16 protein-coding genes and 1 pseudogene are annotated in these 18,550 nt (G+C 63.2%); 5 read left to right on the top strand and 12 right to left on the bottom strand.

The genetic code is table 11. The features are described from left to right. Nucleotides 1-68: 68 nt before the first annotated feature. The 7 genes from QFZ91_RS18240 to QFZ91_RS18210 form a co-directional block, all read right to left on the bottom strand. Nucleotides 69-806, bottom strand: coding sequence for an SDR family oxidoreductase (locus tag QFZ91_RS18240; RefSeq protein WP_176365662.1), 738 nt, complete (start codon nt 804-806; stop codon nt 69-71). Then, nucleotides 803-2,347 (bottom strand): FGGY-family carbohydrate kinase, encoded by a 1,545-nt coding sequence (locus QFZ91_RS18235; protein WP_429567987.1) that lies wholly within the window; start codon nt 2,345-2,347, stop codon nt 803-805. The genes QFZ91_RS18240 and QFZ91_RS18235 overlap by 4 nt, the downstream gene beginning before the upstream one ends. Nucleotides 2,348-2,378: 31 nt before the next feature. Continuing rightward, the gene (locus QFZ91_RS18230) at nt 2,379-3,467 is read right to left on the bottom strand and encodes an alcohol dehydrogenase catalytic domain-containing protein (protein WP_429567986.1); all 1,089 of its coding nucleotides are present in this window, start codon (nt 3,465-3,467) and stop codon (nt 2,379-2,381) included. Nucleotides 3,468-3,507: 40 nt separating this feature from the next. Next, nucleotides 3,508-4,515, bottom strand: a complete 1,008-nt coding sequence (locus QFZ91_RS18225) for an ABC transporter permease (RefSeq protein ID WP_176384434.1) — start codon at nt 4,513-4,515, stop codon at nt 3,508-3,510. Beyond that, the gene (locus tag QFZ91_RS18220; RefSeq protein WP_429567985.1) at nt 4,502-6,022 is read right to left on the bottom strand and encodes a sugar ABC transporter ATP-binding protein; all 1,521 of its coding nucleotides are present in this window, start codon (nt 6,020-6,022) and stop codon (nt 4,502-4,504) included. The genes QFZ91_RS18225 and QFZ91_RS18220 overlap by 14 nt, the downstream gene beginning before the upstream one ends. Nucleotides 6,023-6,084: 62 nt before the next feature. Then, on the bottom strand, nt 6,085-7,017 hold the full coding sequence (locus QFZ91_RS18215) for a substrate-binding domain-containing protein (protein ID WP_429567984.1): 933 nt from the start codon (nt 7,015-7,017) through the stop codon (nt 6,085-6,087). A 111-nt stretch (nt 7,018-7,128) separates the two neighbouring features. Next, a complete protein-coding gene (locus QFZ91_RS18210; RefSeq protein ID WP_429567983.1) occupies nt 7,129-8,106 on the bottom strand; it encodes an AraC family transcriptional regulator in 978 nt (325 codons plus the stop codon). Between the two features lie 427 nt (nt 8,107-8,533). Here QFZ91_RS18210 and dalD point away from each other — a divergent pair, with 427 nt between their 5' ends. The 3 genes from dalD to QFZ91_RS18195 all read left to right on the top strand — a co-directional run bounded on the left by dalD (nt 8,534) and on the right by QFZ91_RS18195 (nt 12,534). Continuing rightward, a complete protein-coding gene (dalD, locus tag QFZ91_RS18205; protein ID WP_429567982.1) occupies nt 8,534-9,946 on the top strand; it encodes a D-arabinitol 4-dehydrogenase in 1,413 nt (470 codons plus the stop codon). Nucleotides 9,947-10,027: 81 nt separating this feature from the next. After that, a complete protein-coding gene (xylB, locus tag QFZ91_RS18200) occupies nt 10,028-11,509 on the top strand; it encodes a xylulokinase (RefSeq protein WP_176105173.1) in 1,482 nt (493 codons plus the stop codon). Nucleotides 11,510-11,586: 77 nt separating this feature from the next. Further along, entirely contained in the window at nt 11,587-12,534 is a 948-nt protein-coding gene (locus tag QFZ91_RS18195; protein WP_176105172.1) for a sugar-binding transcriptional regulator, read from the top strand. A 271-nt stretch (nt 12,535-12,805) separates the two neighbouring features. On the opposite strand, the gene QFZ91_RS18190 is transcribed toward QFZ91_RS18195, so the two are convergent. Continuing rightward, complete coding sequence (locus QFZ91_RS18190) at nt 12,806-13,216, bottom strand: hypothetical protein (RefSeq protein ID WP_429567981.1); 411 nt, start codon at nt 13,214-13,216, stop codon at nt 12,806-12,808. A gap of 349 nt (nt 13,217-13,565) precedes the next feature. Here QFZ91_RS18190 and QFZ91_RS18185 point away from each other — a divergent pair. Both QFZ91_RS18185 and QFZ91_RS18180 read left to right on the top strand, forming a co-directional pair. Further along, a pseudogene (locus QFZ91_RS18185) lies at nt 13,566-14,368 on the top strand (RNase A-like domain-containing protein). A gap of 10 nt (nt 14,369-14,378) precedes the next feature. Next, the gene (locus QFZ91_RS18180) at nt 14,379-14,666 is read left to right on the top strand and encodes a contact-dependent growth inhibition system immunity protein (RefSeq protein WP_368596463.1); all 288 of its coding nucleotides are present in this window, start codon (nt 14,379-14,381) and stop codon (nt 14,664-14,666) included. A gap of 144 nt (nt 14,667-14,810) precedes the next feature. Here the strand turns inward: QFZ91_RS18180 and QFZ91_RS18175 are convergent, their stop codons facing one another. The 4 genes from QFZ91_RS18175 to QFZ91_RS18160 form a co-directional block, all read right to left on the bottom strand. Further along, nucleotides 14,811-15,920 (bottom strand): ABC transporter ATP-binding protein, encoded by a 1,110-nt coding sequence (locus QFZ91_RS18175; RefSeq protein WP_368592283.1) that lies wholly within the window; start codon nt 15,918-15,920, stop codon nt 14,811-14,813. Between the two features lie 87 nt (nt 15,921-16,007). Continuing rightward, the gene (locus tag QFZ91_RS18170) at nt 16,008-16,718 is read right to left on the bottom strand and encodes an HAD family hydrolase (RefSeq protein ID WP_429567980.1); all 711 of its coding nucleotides are present in this window, start codon (nt 16,716-16,718) and stop codon (nt 16,008-16,010) included. Further along, the gene (locus QFZ91_RS18165) at nt 16,718-17,593 is read right to left on the bottom strand and encodes a carbohydrate ABC transporter permease (RefSeq protein ID WP_013090394.1); all 876 of its coding nucleotides are present in this window, start codon (nt 17,591-17,593) and stop codon (nt 16,718-16,720) included. The genes QFZ91_RS18170 and QFZ91_RS18165 overlap by 1 nt, the downstream gene beginning before the upstream one ends. Further along, nucleotides 17,590-18,525 carry a carbohydrate ABC transporter permease gene (locus tag QFZ91_RS18160; protein WP_026229139.1) on the bottom strand — a complete coding sequence of 312 codons (936 nt, stop codon included), beginning with the start codon at nt 18,523-18,525 and terminating at the stop codon, nt 17,590-17,592. The genes QFZ91_RS18165 and QFZ91_RS18160 overlap by 4 nt, the downstream gene beginning before the upstream one ends. Between the last annotated feature and the right edge of the window lie 25 nt (nt 18,526-18,550).

Genomic DNA, 18,550 nt, shown 5'->3' with positions numbered 1-18,550 from the left:
GCCCCGCCGTCTGGCGGGGCTTCCGTCTACTTTCATTTCACCAGGCAACCGACGGCGCTCGACACCCCCTAGCGCGCGGTATAACCACCATCAATCGGCAAACACACCCCGCTAACCATCGACGCCGCATCGCTCAACAAAAATAGAATCGGCGCCGCGACCTCGGCGGATTCAGCAAAGCGCCTGAGCGGAATCGCCTGCAACGCGGGATCGCGTTTGACGGGATCGCTCCAGGCCAGCACCGCCATCGGCGTCAGCGTGATCGTCGGGTTCACGCTATTCACGCGAATTCCGTGCGGCCCCAGCTCGATGCACAACGCGCGCGTGACCGCATCGAGCGCCGCCTTCGACGCTGAATAGCTCAGATGATCGTCGAGCGCGACGAGCGCCGCCTGACTCGACACGTTGACGATGCTGCCCGCGCGCCCCGCGTCGAGCATGCCACGCGCGACGTGCTTCGCGACCAGCACCGCGCCGCGCGTATTCACCGCCATCACGCGATCGAAGCTCGCGGCCGTGGTATCGACCGCGCGTTCGAGCAACGCGATGCCCGCGCAATTGACGAGCCCGTCGAACGGTTCGAGCGACGCGAATGCTTCGTCGATTGCGGCTTCGTCGCTGACGTCGAGCTTCAACGGCTCGCAGCCGGTTTCCTCGGCGAGCCGCGCGAGCTCGTTCACGTTGCGCGCGGCCGCGACGACCGATGCGCCGCTCGCGCACAGCGCCTCGACCGTCGCGCGGCCGATGCCGCTGGAGGCGCCCGTCACCAGGATCGAGCGTCCGGAAAAATCGAAAGTAGCGTTCATGATGATTGCAAGCGATGCATGACCGGCTTCAAAACCGGATAGAGATCCACGTAGACGCCGAAGCGCTGCTCGTATAACGCCATGCGCCGTGCGTCGGGCTGCGCGCGCTCGATCAGTGTGACCCAGCCGCCTTGCGCCGCTTCGCGCGACACAAGGCCGACGCCGAGCGCGGCGAGCAACGCCGCGCCCATCGCCGCTTCTACATCTTGCTCGATCGTGTAGACCGGATAGCCGGTGACATCGGCGATGATCTGCATCCACAGGTCCGAATGCGCGGCGCCGCCCACGACGATCAGCTTGTCGTCGAGCGATTGCGCGCCTTTGCGCCCCGCCTCGATGTTGTGTTTCAGCGCGAACGACACCCCTTCGAGCACCGCGCGATACAGATGCGCACGCGTATGAAACAGCGATAACCCGACGAACGCGCCGCTCGCCTTCGCATCCCACACCGGACTTCGCTCGCCCATCAGATACGGCAGGAACAGCACGCCGTCGGCACCGGCCGGCACTTGCGCGGCCGCTTCTTCGAGCAGCCGATGCGGATCGCCATGCGGTGTCGAGCGCGCGGCCTCGATCTCCGCGTGACAGAACTGCTCGCGATACCAGCTGACCGACGCGCCCGCGGTAATCGCGCCGCCGAATACGTAGATATCGTGCTGCCCGTTGAAAACGTGCGGCATGCTGACCAAACCGTGGCGTGCGTCGACACGCTGATTGATATAGCCCCAGCACATGCTGGTGCCGATCATCGCGACGTGCTGCCCGGCGCGCGTGACACCGGCCGCGAACGTCGCCATCGCCGCATCGACGCCGCCCGCGACGATCGCCGTGCCGGCATCGAGCCCAAGCTGCGCAGTCCATTGCGACAACAAGCCGCCCACCACCTCCGACGATTCGACGAGCCGCTCCGGCATCATCGTCGCGGGAATGCCGAGCATGTCGAGCGCTTCGTCCGACCAGTCGCGCCGCGCGATATCGTAGACGCCGCCGATATTGCCAGCCGAGCTGTGATCGACGGCGACCTCACCGGTCAGCAGGTAGATCACGTACGCGTTCGGCGGCAGGAAGTAGCGCGTATGCGCCCACACGTCCGGCGCGTTCTCGCGCAGCCACAACATCTTCGTGTAGCCGTAGTAGCTGTCTACCCCATTACCAGTGATCGTATGGAGCCGTTCGAGATCGACGTTCTCGCGCACCCAGTCCACCTGCGCGGTCGCGCGCCGGTCCATCCAGATCAGGCACGGCGCAAGCGGCCGCATGTCGTTATCGACCGGGATGCCCGAACCGCCGTACAGGCTGCTCACGCACAGCGCCTTGATCGCATCCGGCGCGATACCGGCCGCCTTCGCCTCGCCGACGCACGCGGCCACGCATGCGACCACGGCCTTCAGCCACACCGCGGGCCACTGCTCGGCCCACAACGGCTTCGGCGTATCGGGTTGATAGCTCGACGCATGCTGCGCGACGATCGCCCCGTACTCGTCGACCAGCAGCGCCTTCGTGCTCTGCGTGCCGATATCGACGCCGATGACGTAGTTCATAGAGTCTCCGTTGAAACGCCGCACATGAGATTCATGCGCGCGGCTTCATCAGCACCTTGATCGAGTCGAGCGAATTCGCGATCCTGATCGCTTCGTCCCATTCTTCCAACGAAAAGCCGTGCGTGACGATGCCCTTCGACGTGACAAGTCCGCGCGCGAGCAGATCGATCGCGATCGGATAGCAATAAGGTCCAAGGTGCGCGCCGCGCACGTCGAGTTCCTTGCGATCACCGATCACCGACCAGTCGAGCGTCGTATCCGCGCCGAACACCGAGAATTCGACGAAGCGCCCGAGCTTGCGGATCAGGTCCATCCCCTGGTTCACGCCGATCGGCGCGCCCGTCGTTTCAATATAGACGTCGCAGCCGTAGCCGTCGGTCAGTGAACGAATGATCGCGAGCGCGTCGTCCTTCTGAGGATTGATCGTCACGTCCGCGCCGTATTCGCGCGCGAGTGCGAGCCGTTCTTCGACGAGATCGATCACGACGAGCTTCTTCGGCGTCTTCAGATGCGCGACCTGGGTCATCATCAGACCGAGCGGCCCCGCGCCCGCGATCACGACGACGTCGTCGAGTTGCAGATCGCCGCGATTGACCGTGTGAATCGCGCACGCGAGCGGTTCGATGATCGCGGCGTCTTCGAGCGAGATGCCGTCGGGAATCTTGTGGACGATCGCGGTCGGCGGAATCCGCATGTACTCCGCCATGCCGCCGTCCGCGACCTCGCGCTGAAAGCCGAAGATGTTGTGCACTTCGCACATCCAGTACTGGCCTGATTTGCAGTAGCGGCACTTGCCGCACGGCACGATCTGCTCGGCGATCACGCGCTCGCCCTTCTGCACGCCGAAATGCTCGGCCGCCCCTTCGCCCAGTTCCTCGACATAGCCGAAGAACTCATGGCCCGGAATCACCGGCGCCTTGACCCACGGGCTCGGGCCGCCCCAGAACATCTTCGCGCCCGAATGGCATTTGCAGTCGCTCGCGCAGATGCCGCACGCGGCGATGCGGATCACCAGCTCGTGAGCGCGGGCGCGTGGCTTCCGCACCTGCTCGACGCGATAGTCTTTCGGTGCATGACAGACGATGGCGGTCATGTTCTGCTGGTCGGATGGAGTCGTCATTGCATGGTCCTGCGAAAAGAAGGATGTGGGGAAGTGAGCGTTACTTTCTGCGGTCGCGGCTGATATAGATCGCGAGCAGAATGATTCCGCCCTTGATCACGTTCTGCACGTATGGATTGACGCCGACCATGTTCAGGCCGTTATTCAGCACACCGAGTAACAGCGCGCCGATCAGCGTGCCGATGATCGAGCCGCGTCCACCGGAGATCGACGTGCCGCCCATCACGACGGCAGCGATTGCGTCGAGTTCGAAGCCGACGCCGGCGTTCGGCTGGCCGCTCATCAGACGCGCGGTCAGCACGATCGCGGCGAACGCGGACGTCAAGCCGGCGATCGTGTAGACGATCAGCTTCACGCGCGCGACACGCACGCCGGACAAGCGCGTCGCCTGCTCGTTGCCGCCGATCGCGTACACGTAGCGGCCGAACGGCATCCGTTCGAGCAGCACCCATGCGATCACATAGATCACCGCCATGATTACGACCGGCGCCTGGATGCCGAGTATCTTGCCGCTGCCGAAGAAGCTGACCCAGTCGGGCAGACCGTCGATCGGGTAGCCGCCGGTGTAGATCAGCGCAAGGCCGCGCGCGATACCCATCGTCGCGAGCGTGACGATGATCGGCGGCATGCCGGCGAACGCGACGAAAAAGCCGTTGGCCGCGCCGAAGCCGAGACCGACGGCGAGGCCGATCGCGAGCGCGGCCACCCCGTTCATGCCCGCGACCATCAGCCCGGCCGACAGCGTGCCCGCGAGCGCCATCACCGAGCCGACCGACAGATCGATGCCGCCCGTCAGGATCACGCAGGTCATGCCGACCGCGATGATCGCGTTGATCGACACCTGGCGCAGCACGTTCTCGATGTTTGCGGCCGACAGAAAGCTATCGCTCGCGAACACCATCACAATGCAGACGACCAAGAGGCCGATGAACGGATAGAACAGCGTCGAGCGTTTCAGCGCGGCCCAGGTGAAGCGCACCGGCGCGCCCGGCGTGTCGCTGCTGACGGTCGAGGTTTTCGGCGAAGAGGAAGGATTAGGCATGTTCATGAGAAGCTCCAAGCGAACCGGCGGTCGCATAGGTCATCACGGCGTTCGATTCGATCGCGTCGCCTTCGAGCAGCGCTTCGATGCGGCCCTGCCGGAATACGGCGACACGGTCGCACATGCCGACGATCTCCGGCAGCTCGGACGAGATCATGATGATCGAGTAGCCGCGCGCGGTCAGTTCGCGCATCAGCAGATAGATTTCGGCCTTCGCGCCGACGTCGATGCCGCGAGTCGGTTCGTCGAAGATCAGGATGTTGGTGTGGTGATTGAGCCAGCGCGCGATCACCACCTTCTGCTGATTGCCGCCCGACAGCGTCGCGACTTCGGTGTGCATCGTCGGCGCCTTCACGCCCACGCGCTTCATGATGTCGGCGGTCGCGCGCGCCTCGCTGCGCTGGTCGATGAAGAAACGCAGCGACCGGTACTTGCCGAGGTTGTTGATTGAGATGTTCTGCTTGATCGAGAAGTCGGTAATGAGCCCTTCGGTCTTGCGGCTCTCGGGCAGAATGCCGACGCCCGCGCGCAGCGCATCGGCCGGATCGGCGAGCTTCGCGGCGGTGCCGTTCACGCGAATCTCCTTCACGTACGCGCGCTCCGCGCCGGTCACCGCGAGCGCGGTCTCGGTGCGCCCCGAACCGACGAGTCCCGCGAAACCGAGAATCTCTCCTTCGCGCAGCGTGAAGCTCAACTCGGGGCTGTCTTTGAACAACTGCAAGCGCACGACGTCGAGCACGATCTTCGCATCGGCGCGCGGCGCCGGCTTCGGCGGAAAGCTGCTTTCGATGCGGCGTCCCACCATCATCTGCACGAGCCGGCTCACGTCGGATTGCGCGACCTCGGTCATGCCGACGTACTGGCCGTCGCGCAGCACCGTGATGCGGTCGCACACCTCGAAGATCTCTTCGAGGTGGTGCGAGATAAAGATCATCGCGACGCCCTGCTGCTTCAGCTCGCGCATGATCATGAACAGATGCGCGGCTTCGGCTGGCGTCAGCGTCGCGGTCGGTTCGTCGAGAATCAGCACACGCGCATCGAGCGACAACGCCTTGCCGATTTCGACGAACTGCTGCTGCGCAACGGAGAGTTCCCTGATCGGCACCGACAGATCGATCGCAACGCCGAGCCGCTGAAAAATCGCGGCCGCCGCGCGGCGCATTCTGGCGCGTTCGAGCAGGCCGAAGCGGTTGCGCATTTCACGGCCGAGAAACATGTTCTCCACCGCGTTCAGATACGGAATCAGGCTGAACTCCTGAAACACGATACCGACGCCAGCGGCCACCGCGTCGTGATAGTTCGCGAAGTGGCGTGGCTCGCCGTCGAGCGTGATCGTGCCTTCGTCCGGCTGATAGATGCCGCACAGAATTTTCATCAGCGTCGATTTGCCCGCGCCGTTTTCGCCGAGCAGCGCGTGAATCTCGCCACGCGCGATCTCGAGGTGAATGCCTTGCAGCGCCTTCACACCGGGAAAGCTCTTGCTGATGTTGTCGAGCTTCATAAGCGTATCCATCGCGAGTTCCTTTGCTGCGCACCGCCGCGCATGATCGCCACGCGCGGCGGCCTGCGCTTGCGTTACCAGCTGAAGCCCTTCGCGTTGCTCTTGTCGATCATTTTCACGTCGACCGGAATCGCTTTCGGCACATTGGCGCCCCACTTCTTCGCGAGCGCGATGCGCACCTGGTCGGCCGGGAACTGCGCCGACGTCTCGACGAATTTCGAATCCGGCTTCTGAATCGCGGCGATCGCCTCAGGCGCACCATCGACGCTCGTCAGCTTGATGTCCTTGCCCGACGATTCGATCGCCGACAGCGCGCCCATCGAACCGCCGTCGTTCACGCTGAACACGCCCTTCAGATTCGGATGCGCCTGGATCATGTTCTCGGTGACGGACAGCGCGGTCGCGCGTTCCTGCTTGCCGTTCTGCGTATCGACGAGCTTCACGCCAGGCGATTTCGCGAGCGCCGCCTTGCAGCCGCGCACGCGTTCGAGAATCGGCACGACCGGAATGCCGTCGAGAATCGCCACTTCGCCGCTGCCGCCGATCGACTTCGCGAGGTAGTCGCAAGCCATCACGCCCGCGTCGTAGTTCTTCGAGCCGACGAACGAATCGACCGGGCCGTTCGCGTTCGCATCGACCGCGACCACGACGACGCCCGCCTTCTTCGCCGACGTAACCGCCGACTGGATGCCGGTCGAGTCGGTCGGATTGACGAGCAGGATGTCGATCTTCTTTTGCAGCATGTCTTCGACGTCGCTGACCTGCTTGCTGACGTCGTGATGCGCGTCGGTGACGACGACGGTCGCGCCGGTCGATGCGGCCGCGTCGTTCAGCGCTTTTTGCATCGTCACGAAGTACGGGTTGTTGAGTTCCTGAAACGTCATGCCGATTTTCAGCGGCGCGGCCTGCGCAGCCGATACGGCGACGAGCGACAAACCGAACGCGAGCGCGGAGATGCGGCGCGCGAACATCGTCGAAGAATTGAGCGAAAGAGTAGACGGCTTCATGGTTGTCTCCATTTTTTGAAGTGAGCACGCCCCCTCGCACTGTGGGCGCACAGCGCGATCGATGCGTGTTGAAACGCGAGTGGACTAAAACAGCGGACTACCGGGCGGCCACTATGTGACCGGATACGCGACGCCGCTACGCGGCAAGCCCGGCGCGAGCACGATCGCCGGCGCGTTGTCGATGCCCCGGCCACGCGCGGCCGCTTGCTCGGAAGCGTCGCGGCTCGCATCGTTCAGTTGCTGATAACGGCGGAACGTCGATGGCGCCATGCCCTTCATGGCCAGAAACTGCCGGTTGAAATTCGACAGGTTGTTGAAGCCCGCCTTGAAGCAGATGTCGGTCACGCTCAGTTCGCCGTCGGTCAGCAACTGGCACGCGAGATTGATGCGCATGCGATTCACGTACTGCACGAAAGGTAGCCCGGTATGGCGGCGGAAATAACGCGAAAACGCGCTGACGCTCTGGCCGGCGAGTTGCGCAAGCTCCGACTCGCGCAATTCGTTCGAGAGGTTCTTGCCGATATACGCGAGCACATGATTGATGCGGGTCGCCGCGAAACTGGTCGGATCGGCCTGGTATGCGGGACTCGCGAGCGTGTCGCGATCCGGCGCGTTCATCAGGATCTCGAGCATCGACATGAACAGCACGAGCCGGCGCAGCCCGCGCGCCGCGAGCAGTTCGAGAAAGAGCGGCTTGATTTGCGCCGAGGTCTCGTAACCGAACGACAGGCCGCGACGCGCATCGGCAAGCATCGCCTCGACCTGACGCCACTCCGGAAAACTCTCGAGACAGTTCGACACGAACTCCTGGCCGAACTGCACGACCAGATTGCGCTGCGCGACGCTCTCGCCTTCGGGCACGTCGCTGACCCAGTTGTGCGGCAGGTTCGGCCCCATCAGCACGAGATTGCCGGGCGCGAAGCTGCCGATGTGATCGCCGACGAACATCTGGCCGGTCGTCGCGACGATCAGATGAATCTCGTACTCCGGATGAAAGTGCCAGCGCACCGTGCGATACGGATAGCCATGCGACCACACTTTGAACGACTCATCGTGGCGTACGGCCACGATTTCGAGATCAGGTTGCACTGTCTGCCTCCATGGAGCGGCACGGTGAGGCGCCGCCGATCTTGATCTTGTAAAGCGAAAAGTAACCGCCAAACGCGTTGGCGACCACTTAAAAAGAAACCGCGGACCGATACTTTTTTGCACTGGGGCTAGTCCGGACACGCGCGAGGTCAAATTTGACGCAATGCAATATGAGAGGCGCAGCGCGTGTTCCGGCCTCGGACAGTGCTCGCTGCCGCCCGCGCATCCAGCATGCCGCGCTGCGCCATCAAAACCCCGCCCCGTTGCCTTGACTTTCGTTTCGCAGGGTACGATCATTCGCTCACATACAGAGCAAATGCTCTGCACACAAAACGCGCGCCACGAGCGCGATGGACGTTTGCAACAACGTTGCATGGGACCAGAGCAAGCGCTGAGCGCTAACTCTGGCCGACATCGGAGACACGACATGAACAGCGGGCAAGGCAGCGGCGCGGCCGCACACGTGATCCTGCACATCGGCGCGGGTTCCTTTCATCGCGCGCATCAGGCGTGGTATCTGCATCGGCTGAACGAAGCGAGCGCGGCCAGCGAGCCGCACTGGTCGCTGACCGTAGGCAATATTCGCGGCGACATGAACCCGGTGCTCGAAGCGCTCGCTGCGCAGAACGGCGTCTACACGCTCGAAACGGTCACGCCGCAAGGCCAGCGCGCCTACGAGACGATCCGCTCGATCGAGCGCGTGCTGCCGTGGAGCGAAAGCCTCGACGGGTTGATCGAAGCGGGTGCCGATCCGGCCTGCAAGATCATCGCCTTCACCGTGACCGAGGGCGGCTATTACCTCGACGAACACGACCGGCTCGACACCGCGAATCCCGATCTCGCCGCCGACCTCGCCGGCGGCCACACGACGATCTACGGCGCGCTCGCGGAGATTCTCGACGCGCGCGTGAAGCGCGGCGCGGGACCGGTCACGCTGCAGACCTGCGACAACCTGCGCAGCAACGGCGAGCGCTTTCATGCGGGCATGAGCGAGTTTCTCGAACGACGCGGCGCGAACGAACTGGCGCAATGGTTCGACGACAACACGTCATGCCCGTGCTCGATGGTCGATCGCATCACGCCGCGTCCGACGCCCGACGTGCGCGAGCGCGTGAAGGCCGCGACCGGCGTCGACGACGCGAGCCCGGTGATGGGCGAAGCGTTCATCCAGTGGGTGATCGAAGACCGCTTCATCGCGGGACGGCCGGCCTGGGAGAAGGTCGGCGCGGAACTCGTCGATTCGGTGCTGCCGTACGAAGAAGCGAAGATCCGCATCCTCAACGCGACGCATAGCTGCATCGCGTGGGCGGGCACGCTGGTCGGCCTGAACTACATCCACGAAGGCACGCTCGACGCCGACATCCGCCAGTTCGCATACGACTACGTGACCGAGGACGTGATCCCGTGTCTGACACCGAGCCCGCTCGATCTCGAACGCTATCGCGACGTCGTGCTCGAGCGCTTCAGCAATCCGCATATTCTCGACACGAACCAGCGCGTCGCCGCCGATGGCTTCTCGAAGCTGCCCGGCTTCATCGCGCCGACACTCGCCGAATGCTTCGAGCGTGGCGTCACGCCGGCGGCGACCGCGATGTTGCCCGCGTTGTTCTTCCGCTTTCTGGAGCGCTGGCACACGGGCAAGCTGCCCTACGCGTATCAGGACGGCGTGATGGACGAGCGCGTCGCCCACGGCTTGTTCACGGCGCCCGATCCGCTGCGCGCATTCGCGGCCGACCGGCTGCTGTGGGGCGGCATGGCGCAGACGCCCGAGCTCGAAGCGGCGCTCGCGGGCGCGCTCGCGCGTGTCGACGCTTGGCTCGCGAAACGCGGCGCGGCTTGACGAGCCAGGCTTAATGCGCATGACAGCGCGCGCGATGTGCGGATAAAGTAGCGCATCTCCAACGACGAAGGTTTCGCTCCCATGTACCTAGGCATCGACCTCGGCACGTCCGAAGTGAAAGTTCTGCTGCTCGCCTCCGATGGCCGCGTGATCGGCACCGCAGGCTCGCCGTTCACCGTTTCGCGCCCACACCAGCGCTGGGCCGAGCAGAATCCCGAAGACTGGTGGGCGGGCACGCGCAGCGCGCTCGCCGCGTTGCGCGAGCGTCATCCCGACGAGTTCGCGCAGATTCGCGGCATCGGCCTGTCGGGGCAGATGCACGGCGCGGTGCTGCTCGATGCGGAGAATCGCGTGCTGCGGCCCGCGATCCTGTGGAACGACATGCGCAGCGACAAGGAATGCGCGGAGCTGACCGAGCGTGCGCCGGACCTGCACAGCGTCGCCGGCAATTTGGCGATGCCCGGTTTCACCGCGCCGAAGCTGCTCTGGGTCGCGCGTCACGAGCCGGAGATCTTCGCGAAAACCGCCTGCGTGCTGCTGCCCAAAGACTATCTGCGCCTGCAACTGACGGGCGGCAAGGTGTCCGATCCGTCGGACGCGGCCGGTACGCTGTGGCTCGACGTCGCGAAACGCGATTGGTCGGATTCCCTGCTCGCGGCCTGCAACATGACGCGCGCGCAGATGCCGGCGCTGCGCGAAGGCAGCGCGCCGGCCGGCACGCTGTTGCCGGAACTCTCGCGCGAATTCGGCCTGCGCGATGACGTGATCGTCGCGGCCGGCGGCGGCGACAATGCGACCAGCGCGATCGGCATCGGCGCGACGCAACCGGGCGACGGCTTCGTGTCGCTGGGTACATCGGGCGTGCTGTGCGTGGTCGGCGACAGCTTCCGGCCGAATCCGGCCTCCGCCGTGCACGCATTCTGTCATGCGATCCCGGACCGTTGGCATCAGATGAGCGTGGTGCTGTCGGCGGCGAGCTGTTTGCGCTGGGTCTGCAAGCTCACGTCGACCGACGAGCCGACGCTGCTCGCCGAAATCGAGGCGCTGCCCGCCGAGGCCTTGACCACCGCGCCGCTCTTCTTGCCGTATCTGTCGGGCGAGCGCACGCCGCACAACGACCCCTACGCGCAAGGCGTATTCTTCGGCATGACTCACGCCACCGACCGCGCGCTGCTCGGCTACGCGGTGCTCGAAGGCGTGACGCTCGCGCTGACCGACGGCCTCGACGCGCTGCGCGCGGCCGGCACCGAAGCGAAAGTGCTGTCGCTGCTCGGCGGCGGCGCACGCAGCGATTACTGGGCCCAGTTGCTCGCCGATGCGCTCGATACCGTCACCGTCAAACATGGCGGCGGCGAAACCGGCGCGGCGCTCGGCGCGGCGCGTCTCGGCTGGCTCGCCGCAGGTGGCGAGCCAGCCACCGTGCTGACCAAGCCGCCCGTCGAAAAGGAGTTCACGCCGAATCCGCGCCGCCACGCGGAATTGCGCACGCGCCTCGAAGCGTATCGCGCGCTGTATCGCCACGTACGGCCGCTGTTCGATCCTGCCCGCGCCCCGCTCGCCTGAGCGTCATCCGCGGCCGGCCTGCGCGACAGACGCGCCGCCGGCCGCTATCATCGGCACACTCCAAGCGAAATCTCATCGTGCCCAGGTCCACAGAAAAACTCGATCTCGCCACGCGCGCCGCGTGGCTTTACTACGTCGCGGGCAATACCCAGAACGAAATCGCCGAGAAGCTGCAGGTGTCGCGGCCGGTCGCGCAGCGGCTCGTCGCATTCGCGGTCGAAAAGAACCTGATCCGCGTGCGGGTCGACCACAAGCTCGCCGATTGTCTGTCGCTCGCCGATCAGTTGTCGAAGCGCTACGGCCTCAGCATGTGCGAGGTCGTGCCGATCGACGGCGATACACCCGAGGAACTCGACCGCAAGCTCGCAGTGGCCGGCGCACAGGTGATGGAGCGTTATCTGACAGCGGAAAAGCCGATGGTCGTCGCGGTCAGCAGTGGCCGCACGCTGAAGGCCGCGGTCGATCAGATCGCGCAGCTGGACCGTCCGCAGCACCGGTTGGTATCGATGGTCGGCGCGATCGCGCAGGACGGCTCCTCGAACCGCTACGACGTCGCGCTGCACATTTCCGAAAAAACTGGTGGCAAGCATTTTCTGCTGCCCGCGCCGCTGCTCGCTGACAGCGAGGCCGAGCGCGCGCAGTGGTGCAATCACCGTCTTTATCGGATCGTCGAGTCGCTGTCCGCGCAGGCCGACGTCGCGTTCGTCGGCATCGGCAACATCGGCATGACCTGTCCGTTGCACGAGGACGGCTTCATCACGGAAGGCGAGGTGAAGGAGTTGATGCACAACGGCGCGGTCGCCGAAATGCTGGGCCTGCCGATCGATGCGGCCGGCGCGCACGTCGAATCGCCGACCGGCCGGCGCGTGACGAGCATCGCGCTCGACGCGCCGCCACGCCGGCCCACCATCGGGTTTGCGGGCGGACAGCGCAAGCGTGAGGCGTTGATTGCGGTGCTCAAGGGTGGGTGGTTGTCGGGGCTTGTGACTGATGAGTTGTGTGCGCGGGCGGCGTTGGAGGCGTGAAAAAACGCCCGCAGAAGAAGGCGGGCGATCGGTGTAGACGCGCCGCAAGATGGCGCGGTTGGAAGCTTACTCGCTCAGGAGCCTCGTCAACTCCTCAAAAAATGAGGCGGCCATGCGCCCCCACAGGTCTGGCGAAAAGTCCTGCCCGTAAGTCTCCTCAAATGCCCTGTCCGGGTCAGGGTGCTCGCGCTTGAATCGCCCCATCTCAGACAACATCCCTGAGCTCTGGATAAGTTGACTGGTTTTCCACGATTTATCTGAAGGCGTCAAATCAATCTTCATCTTCAAACCAGATACAGAAATATTGACCATCTCCACTACTTATAATAATACCCGAGTCAAATGTCGAGTCCGTAAGACCATTCCATGAATTCGACAATGGCGATTCCTTGTTTGAAAAATACCTACTGTCTTTTGATTCATTTTCAGAAATTATTCTTTCAGCAAGCTCTTCCGCTTTACCCCTGTTCATGCGCTCACAATCATAAGCCTGTTCTTTCCATAGCAGATTCGTAAGAATAGCAATGGCCCCGGCTCTATCCTGGGGCATAAGCATCTTCTCGTCGGGCGTCAGGCCGAATCTGGACAGCGCCAAGGACAGGTCATCTGAATAGTCCAGTACATCGGAAATTCTGACCATCGTTGGGCCTCTCGCCGCGAGGATATCGGTGATTAAACTCATTTTCACTTGCCTCAATTAAACATCCAAATAAGCGGTGAGAAAGATAACCGGTGGATTCACGGTCCGTCTATGGGCGAGGGATGATTCGGAGAGAAGGCGCTGTTCGGCGGCCAATACCGGGCCGCCAAAGCTGCTATCGCTGACCGACAGTCAGACGGCACCGCGCTCGCACTATCTGTAGCTCCGTTACGACGAAACAGTCGCAACGAGCGTAATGCTTTGGCTATTCCCGCTTCACGCAAAACAGGCACCGCGCATCCGACTACGGAAAATTCGGAGTTGTCCCAATCTTGAGAGGCGGTCAGCAAGTCAGCATTGGAGCCCCACAAAAACATCAGAGGGTTTCAATATGCCCGGTGCCGATAACGCCGAAGGAGTGAAGGTTGTACTGAGTGCTCCGCAACTCGCGGCCGTGCTGTCTCGCCAGTCGATCAGTCAGACGGAGATGCTTTCCAACCGGCTTTGGGGCGGGTTACAGGTCGTCGGCGGCGTGCTGGAAATGGTCGCACGATGGCGAGCAAAGCCGGGTGTATCGTGTTCGGGGTTCATGGCTCGGACTCGGCGGCGGCGGGCCTGCGGCAGGTCTGGACTGGTCGGGACACGGCCACGCTGACCCAGCGGGGCGCGACGAAACTCGCTGAAGCGATGCGGGCGAGCCCCGACATCGCCAACAATATCGGCCTGTCCCTCGATATCGCCGTGCCATTCGGCTTTGCTGGCTCGATCAGGGCGGCGCGCGCTGCGCGCATAGCAATAGGCCGGATCAACCTGGACATGCATGAAGCGAAGGAGGGCAGCAGGATCGGTGGACATACGCTTTTGAAACATGTCGGAAGGACTGAAGCGCAGTTGCGGGAAAGACTGGTAAATGAGCCGCAGCGGAAAGTCGTGTCATCGTTCACAAACCGCGGAACTGCGGAATTGGCTATATCGGAAGTTATGTCTTCAAACGCAATTAGACTCCGCGCGTGGGCGCAGAATCCGACGCGAGATATTACTCTTACGCTGATTAAGCACGTCGCAGGCGACGTTGGATATGGGATATCGAGGGCAACAGGAAAGCTGACGAAAATGAACAGAGTGACAGTCTTTCTAAGGTACGAACCCTATAATGGCATGCCATATTACGTGCTTACCGCTTATATTGACTGAAGGGAAAACGATGTCGCCCGAACGCTACCCCGCGATGCACCGCATATTTCACGTATATTTTGGTCAGGACTTTGACCTTTTTGGCGAAACCATTGCCGAAATCGTGGCTTGTTACAAAAAGGACAGCCCCCACACTTATTCGAATTTGATTCATGAAATCAATTCGTTCATGGATGAGCACTCGGCCGATCTGGATTGTGCGTTTGAAAGAAGCTATGGAGCGGGCTTTGATCCGACGCTGTGGGGACATACCACCGAGTCTTTTCTTAATGAGCTTAAGCGTCTCATGAGCGAATAGCGTCGCTTTCCCCGAACCGGACGGCTCCCGCCGTCCGGAGGTTTTCCCTGCTTTTATTTCACATCGGAAACCCAAAGCGCCCAACATCCTCGAAAGACAGCGCCTTGAGTGCGCCGTCTGTTTCCGCAATGCGTCATCGCCCGATCACGCCGCCAACACCTCAACAATCTTGCGCTGGAACGCCTTCCCGTCGCTGTCGAACAGATGGCAATGCTCCGGCGTCGCGCCGAGCTTCTGCGTGTTGCCCTTCGCATGACGTTCGAGCGGCGGGATCCGCGCGATCAAACCGTCCGGCGCGACGCTCGACTCCGCGTACAGATACGCGGCATCCCCGAGCGATTCGACCGTCATCGTGCGTGCCTCGATACCGTCCTCGGTCGTGCTGACGTGCAGGTGCTCGGGGCGAATGCCGACCGTCACCTTGTCGCCCTGCTTGGCCGCGCCGGGCTCGACCGACACCCGCTGCGTCTCGCCGGTCTCGTAACGCACCGCGACACCGTCGCGCGACACCGACTGCACAATGCCTTCCATGAAGTTCATCTTCGGCGAACCGATGAAACCTGCGACGAAACGGTTCGCGGGCGCGTGATACAGCATCGTTGGGCTGCCGACCTGCTCCAGATTGCCCGCCGACAACACCACGATCTTGTCGGCCAAAGTCATCGCCTCGACCTGGTCGTGCGTCACGTAGATCATCGTCGTCTTCAGCTCGTCGTGCAGGCGCGCGAACTCGAGGCGCATCTTCACGCGCAACGCGGCGTCGAGATTCGATAGCGGCTCGTCGAACAGGAACACCTTCGGCTTGCGCGTGATCGCGCGGCCGATCGCGACGCGCTGCCGCTGTCCGCCCGACAACTGCTTGGGCTTGCGATCGAGCAGATGGTCGATATGCAGAATCTTCGCCGCGTTGCGCACGGCCGCGTCGATCTCCGGCTTCTTCGCGCCGGCGAGCTTCAGGCCGAACGCCATGTTGTCGTACAGCGTCATGTGCGGATAAAGCGCGTACGACTGGAACACCATCGCGATGCCGCGCTTGGCCGGCGGCACGTCGTTCATGCGCACGGCGTCGATGTTCAGATCGCCGCCCGTGATGTCCTCGAGGCCCGCGATCATCCGCATCAGGGTCGATTTGCCGCAACCGCTCGGCCCGACGAACACGACGAACTCTCCATCGGCGATGTCGAGATTGATGTCGCGCATCACTTCGTTGTCGTCATAGGCCTTTCTGATGTTGCGCAAGGTTACGCTTGCCATGATGTGTCTCCGTGTAATGCTGTTCGATGCTGCTCGTTGCTTCGTGCTGCAACCTGATGCCGTTTGGTGTCGCGTACGTTCGCGCGCTCATGGCGCCGCGGTCGTCGCGGACAGTGTCCATTGCGCGACGAGGTCGGGCAACCGCCGCATATCGTCGAACACATGACGCGCGCCCGCCGCGCGCAGACGGTCGATCTGCGCATCGCTCGCATGGCCGCCGCCGATAAACCCCAGCACCGCCATGCCCGCCGTGGCCGCCGCCGTGACACCCGTCACGCTGTCCTCGACGACGAGGCACGCGGCAGGCGCGAGCCCGAAGCCTTGCGCCGCCGCGAGATACACGTCCGGCGCGGGCTTCGGATTCGGCACCGCGTCGGCGCAGAACAGCCGCTCGCCGAAGAACCGCTTCAGGCCCGTGCGCGCCAGCACCGTCTCGACGTACGGCCGGAAGCTATTGCTCGCGCAGCCTTTGACGAGCGGCACCTGGGTCAGCGCCATTTCGATGCCGTCGACCGCGGGCGCATCGATCGCCGCCGCTTCGACCGCGCGGCGGATCGCGTCGATATCGTCGGCGCCGAGCTGCTCGCCGAGCTGCGTCGCGGTGTCCTGCAGCACGCGCTCGATGCGCAGCCCGAGCAGCGGCAGCACGACCGGCTCGACGTCGACGCCGGGCCAGCGCGCCTCGAGTTCCCGCACCAGCATGCGCGCGGCCACCGCTTCGCTGTCGATCAGCACGCCGTCGCAATCGCAGATCAACGCATATCGCGCGATGCCCGGACCCGCCGTCGGGTCCGCCATCACTTGACCGCCCCGAACGTGAGGCCGCGCACCAGCTGCTTCTGCGACAGCCAGCCGACGATCAGGATCGGTGCGACCGCCAGCAACGAAGCGGCCGACAACTTCGCCCAGAACAATCCTTCAGGACTCGAATACGACGCGATGAACACGGTCAGCGGCGCGGCGTTCGAGCTAGACAGGTTGATGCTCCAGAACGCCTCGTTCCACGCGAGAATCACGAGCAGCAGCGCGGTCGACGCGAGTCCGGGCAGTGCCATCGGCATCAGCAGATAGACGATCTCCTGCCATGTCGCCGCGCCGTCGATGCGCCCGGCTTCAAGAATGTCGCGCGGTATTTCGGCGAAGTACGTGAACGCCATCCAGACCGCGATCGGCAGATTGATCAGCGTGTAGACGATGATCAGACCCGACACCGTATCGAGCAGGCCGCTGTTTTTCCAGAGCAGATAGATCGGCACGAGCACGCCGACCGACGGCATCATCTTCGTCGACAGCATCCACAGCAATACCTTCTGCGTGCGGTGCGTCGGGAAGAACGCCATCGCGTACGCGCACGGCACCGCGAGGATCAGGCACAGCAGCGTGACGCCGACCGAGATCAGGACCGAGTTCCACGCGAACGCGAAGTAGTTGCTGCGCGCGAACACTTCGCGGAAGCTGTCGAGCGTCGGCATGAAAAACAGCGACGACGCGTAGGCCTGCTGCTCGGTCTTGAACGCGGTGATCGTCATCCAGAAGATCGGGAAGAACAGCAGCAGCGCGACGAGCCACGCGATCACGCCGGGAATGCCGCGGCGAATCGTGTCGAACGGCGATTTGGTCGGCACCGCGACGGGCTGCGTCGTCGATGCCGCAGTGGAGGCAACGTGGCTCATTTTTCGTACTCCCCTTTCAGGTTCTTCGCGAGCATCCGCACGAGGAAGAACGACACGATGTTGGCCAGCACGACCGCGAGAATACCGCCCGCCGATGCGAGACCGACGTCGAACTGTTGCAGGCCGAGCGAGAAGATCAGATACGACAGCGTGGTGGTCGCGTTGCCGGGACCGCCGCCCGTGGTCGTGTAGATCTCGGCGAAGATCGACAGCAGGAAAATCGTCTCCATCATCACGACGACCGCGATCGCGCGTCTCAGATGCGGCAGTGTGATGTAGAAGAACATCGAGAACGGACCCGCACCGTCGATCTTCGCGGCTTCCTTTTGCTCCTGGTCGAGCGACTGGATCGCCGTGAACAGGATCAGGAACGCGAACGGCAGCCACTGCCACGCGACGATCATGATCACCGCGGTCAGCGGATAGTCGGCGAACCAGTCGATCGGCTGCATGCCGAGCGCGCGCATGCCCTGCGCGACGAGACCGTACACCGGGTGCAGGATCATGTTCTTCCAGATCAGCGCGCTGACCGTAGGCATGACGAAGAACGGTCCGATCGCGAGCAGGCGCGCGATGCCCTGCCCGTAGAACTTGCGATCGAACAGGATCGCCATCAGCACCCCGCCGACCACGGTGATCACGAGCACCCACACGATCAGCTCGATCGTGTGCGCGATCGACGGGCCGAACGACGGATCGGTCGCGAGATAGCGGTAGTTGTCGAAACCGGCGAAACCGCGCAGATCGGGATTCAGCAGGTTGTAGTGCGAGAACGAGAACCAGATCGTCATCGCGAGCGGAATGACCATCCACAGCACGAGAACGCTGACCGACGGCGCCACGAGCCAGCGGGCCGAATTGGCCTTACGCTCCTCGCGTTCTTTTTCTGTCTGGGGATGGGCGTGCATCAAAGGTAGGCGCAAAGGACGCATGATGGACCACCTGTTCGGTAATGCG

Source organism: Paraburkholderia sp. JPY419 (assembly GCF_050435705.1).
Classification (GTDB): Bacteria; Pseudomonadota; Gammaproteobacteria; order Burkholderiales; family Burkholderiaceae; genus Paraburkholderia; species Paraburkholderia youngii.
Note: the sequence above shows the minus strand (reverse complement) of the source record. Positions and strands in the feature narration are given on the sequence as shown.

Coding starts and splice junctions, on each gene's coding strand:
- QFZ91_RS18240 (WP_176365662.1), bottom strand. CDS start 806: ATGAACGCTACTTTCGATTTTTCCGGACGCTCGATCCTGGTGACGGGC.
- QFZ91_RS18235 (WP_429567987.1), bottom strand. CDS start 2,347: ATGAACTACGTCATCGGCGTCGATATCGGCACGCAGAGCACGAAGGCG.
- QFZ91_RS18230 (WP_429567986.1), bottom strand. CDS start 3,467: ATGACGACTCCATCCGACCAGCAGAACATGACCGCCATCGTCTGTCAT.
- QFZ91_RS18225 (WP_176384434.1), bottom strand. CDS start 4,515: ATGAACATGCCTAATCCTTCCTCTTCGCCGAAAACCTCGACCGTCAGC.
- QFZ91_RS18220 (WP_429567985.1), bottom strand. CDS start 6,022: ATGGATACGCTTATGAAGCTCGACAACATCAGCAAGAGCTTTCCCGGT.
- QFZ91_RS18215 (WP_429567984.1), bottom strand. CDS start 7,017: ATGAAGCCGTCTACTCTTTCGCTCAATTCTTCGACGATGTTCGCGCGC.
- dalD (WP_429567982.1), top strand. CDS start 8,534: ATGAACAGCGGGCAAGGCAGCGGCGCGGCCGCACACGTGATCCTGCAC.
- xylB (WP_176105173.1), top strand. CDS start 10,028: ATGTACCTAGGCATCGACCTCGGCACGTCCGAAGTGAAAGTTCTGCTG.
- QFZ91_RS18190 (WP_429567981.1), bottom strand. CDS start 13,216: ATGAGTTTAATCACCGATATCCTCGCGGCGAGAGGCCCAACGATGGTC.
- QFZ91_RS18180 (WP_368596463.1), top strand. CDS start 14,379: ATGTCGCCCGAACGCTACCCCGCGATGCACCGCATATTTCACGTATAT.
- QFZ91_RS18175 (WP_368592283.1), bottom strand. CDS start 15,920: ATGGCAAGCGTAACCTTGCGCAACATCAGAAAGGCCTATGACGACAAC.
- QFZ91_RS18170 (WP_429567980.1), bottom strand. CDS start 16,718: ATGGCGGACCCGACGGCGGGTCCGGGCATCGCGCGATATGCGTTGATC.
- QFZ91_RS18165 (WP_013090394.1), bottom strand. CDS start 17,593: ATGAGCCACGTTGCCTCCACTGCGGCATCGACGACGCAGCCCGTCGCG.
- QFZ91_RS18160 (WP_026229139.1), bottom strand. CDS start 18,525: ATGCGTCCTTTGCGCCTACCTTTGATGCACGCCCATCCCCAGACAGAA.